Annotated in this window: 3 protein-coding genes and 1 pseudogene; 2 read left to right on the forward strand and 2 right to left on the reverse strand. The window is 74.4% G+C overall.

The window, feature by feature from the left end; translation table 11 throughout:
* Positions 1-497, reverse strand: a 497-nt coding sequence (locus HW445_RS25305; RefSeq protein ID WP_180223229.1) for an SUKH-3 domain-containing protein, incomplete at its 3' end; no start/stop codon positions are given.
* Positions 498-609: 112 nt separating this feature from the next.
* Complete coding sequence (locus HW445_RS25310; RefSeq protein WP_180223230.1) at positions 610-1,131, reverse strand: YwqJ-related putative deaminase; 522 nt, start codon at positions 1,129-1,131, stop codon at positions 610-612.
* 282 nt (positions 1,132-1,413) lie between these two features.
* On the opposite strand from HW445_RS25310, the gene HW445_RS25315 reads away from it, so the two are divergent.
* Both HW445_RS25315 and HW445_RS25320 read left to right on the forward strand, forming a co-directional pair.
* Positions 1,414-2,436: an HNH endonuclease gene (locus tag HW445_RS25315; protein WP_180223231.1), complete on the forward strand. Its 1,023-nt coding sequence runs from the start codon at positions 1,414-1,416 to the stop codon at positions 2,434-2,436.
* 7 nt (positions 2,437-2,443) lie between these two features.
* Positions 2,444-2,811 (forward strand): annotated as a pseudogene (locus tag HW445_RS25320) (hypothetical protein); the annotation flags it as partial.

A 2,811-nucleotide genomic window follows, 5' to 3' on the forward strand; every position in this document is an offset into this window, starting at 1 on the left:
AGGTCCGCGATGGTGAGGCGGGTGGGGGCGGTGCCGGTGACGAGGGTGGTGACGGCCTGGTCGATGCCGGGGCCGAGGAACCAGTCACCGGCGTGGTCGAGGGCGTAGACGCGGCCCAGCGCGTCCATGGCGAGGAGGGCGCCGCTGGCCGGCTCCGCTCCGACCGGGCACAGCTCGGTCCCCAGCGCCCGCCCGAGGTCGCCCAGCGTGCGGGCCATGTGCAGCCCGTGCATGGGGTCCATCTCGAACTCGGCCGGCGCCACCTGCCGTCCCGGCCCGGACGGCGCCACCCGCAGGCCGCCGAACTCCGCCCACACCTCCACCGCCGCGGTGTGCACCGCGTGCGTGTGCCCGGCGGGCGAGACGTGCTCGCGGAGGGTGTCGGCCCAGATCTCGGCCTGCCGGATGTCCCACCGTCCCGGCTCCCAGCCCGCTGCACGCAGCGCGGCGTCGACGTGGACGGCGAAACGGGTCGTGGATGTTCGCTCGGCTTGCATCAGGAACCTGGAGTCCTTGGGGACGGGAGGGGTCGAGGGCGGCGGACGGCGGTCGAGGTGCGGCGGGTCGAAGGGCGAGGGGCGGCGGTGGGGGCGGCGGGCGGCGGCCGGTTCAGCCCTCGGCCCCCGGGTCGACGACCCGCACCCCGAAGTGGGCGGAGAGGGCCGCGCAGGCCCGGCAGGGCGCGGCGAAGCTGCCGTGCAGCGGATCGCCGTCCTCCCGGATGCGACGGGCGGTCAGCTTGGCCTGTTTCAGTGCCTTGCGGGCCTCGCCGGCGGTCATCGGCCGGCGCGCGGCCCGCTTGCTCCGCGCCGCGTCCGCGGCGCAGATCTGCCGCGAGATCAGCAGCGTCTCGGCGCACCGGCCGGTGAAGCGGTCGCGCTGGTCGCTGGTGAGGGCGTCGAGAAAGTCCTGCACCAGCGGATGCAGCACGGGCGTCTGGTCGCCCCGGGCGGCCGTGCCCGTGAGCGTGTTGCCGCGCACGGACAGCGCGGCGGCCACCGTCGGGAGTATCCCGTCACGGCGGTGCAGGAGCGCCGGAGCCGCGGTACCGTCCGCGCTGCTCCAGCCGACTCGGGGGTCCTGCGACGGACCGGACGGCGGTTCCGTCCTGGCGGTCTGTGCGGCCTTCATGATCGTTCTCACCTCCCGAGCATCCCCTCGGTGGCCTTAGAGTGCCAAACCCTGTGGCCGACAAGGAAGCCAGGGCCCGTGACACGCCCGACGCGGGGCTCGACGGCCACGGAGTGTTGACGTGAGATCACACATCCGGATGCCGGATCACACATCCGGACGCGCGATGACCACCGCGCGCGGCACCGCATAGTCTGTCGGGAACCGCCACCCACGCGGTGGTCGACAGTATGGGAGAGCGCGGCTTCACCGGCCGCCGGAACGCCGCAGGGGGCAACCGCCATGACAACAGGTGGGCTCGGGCTGGGGGTCTCTCCCGGCCACGGGACCGGAGGACGACCCGCGCCGCCGAACGCTGCCTACGCCGGACAGGTCGTGCACTTTCCCGACCCCGTCCGCGCCGCCCGGCACCCGGCGGGCGTGAGGGTCGACGAACACGGTTACCCGGACTTCTCGCCCTACGCCCGGGCGGCCGCCGAGATCGCCGACCCGCCGGAAGGATTCGGCGTCGACGAGCTGCGGCTGACGGACCACGTCTCCGCCAACGCCGCGCTGGCCGCGAGCGGGCACCCGCTGTGGGACACGATCCCGCCGGTGGCCACCCCGCACGGCTGGACCTGGCACCACGTCCCGCGCACGCGGCGCCTGGAGCTGGTCCCGGTCGAGGTGAAGGCGCTGCTGCGGCACCACGGCGGCATCTCCACGACGGCCGTGGAGCACGGCAAGCGCGGCACCCGCCCGCTCCAGGACACCCGGCCCGCGCACTTCCGGCTCCCCAAGACCTCCGTCGCGGTGACCGAGCACCAGGTGCAGGCCGTGGAGGAGGAGCTCGGGTACCAGCTGCCCGGCGCCTACCGCGCGTTCCTGAAGGCGGCCGGCGGCTGCGCCCCCGCGGGCACCGCGCTCGACGCCGAGCTGGGCCTGCTGGTCGACCAGCCGTTCCTCACCGTCCGCGACGAGGCGGCGGTCAACGACCTGGTGTACGTCAACAAGTGCCTGCGCGACCACCTCACCAAGGACTACCTGGGGGTGGCGTTCCTCCAGGGCGGCATCCTCGCGGTGAAGGTCAAGGGCGAGCGGCGCGGCTCGGTGTGGTTCTGCGCCTACGACGACGTGCGCGACGCGGACCCGTCGTGGACCCCGGCCGAGCGGGTGGAGCGGCTGCTGCTGCCCTGCGGCGAGGACTTCGACGCGTTCCTCGGCCGGCTCGCGGGCAGCCCGCCCGAGCTGGAGACGGTGGCGAATCTGATGGTGGACGGCGGTTTCGCGCGCGCGGTGCCGGTGTCGGGCCGGACAGGGGAGTGAACGGCCGATGGTGACCTTCGCGCAGGCGCAGGAGCGCGGCGAGGAATGGATCAACGGCGACGTGCCCGCGTACCAGCACCGTGAGGTGCGGGTGCGCGAGTTCGAGCTGGGCTTCGTGGTGTGGGCCGAGGACCGGGCCGACGGTCCGCGCTCCGACGGCGGCGCGCAGCGGCTGGTGATCGCCCGTGACAGCGGCGAGGCCACGCTGTGGCCGGGGCTGGCGGTGGGCGAGGTCGTACGCCGCTACGAGGAGCTGTACGGCCGTCAGGACGCCACGCCCGCGCCGCAGCCCCCCGCGCCCGCGCGGGTCGACCTGAACCAGACGTCGTTCCTGCTCACCCCGCCGCAGTGGCTCCAGGACGCGGCCGACCGGAT

This window comes from Streptomyces sp. UH6 (assembly GCF_013421635.1).
Classification (GTDB): Bacteria; Actinomycetota; Actinomycetes; order Streptomycetales; family Streptomycetaceae; genus Streptomyces; species Streptomyces abyssomicinicus.

Excerpts from the sequence above, each read along its gene's own strand:
- HW445_RS25315 (WP_180223231.1), top strand. The coding sequence starts at position 1,414 with ATGACAACAGGTGGGCTCGGGCTGGGGGTCTCTCCCGGCCACGGGACC.
- HW445_RS25310 (WP_180223230.1), bottom strand. The coding sequence starts at position 1,131 with ATGAAGGCCGCACAGACCGCCAGGACGGAACCGCCGTCCGGTCCGTCG.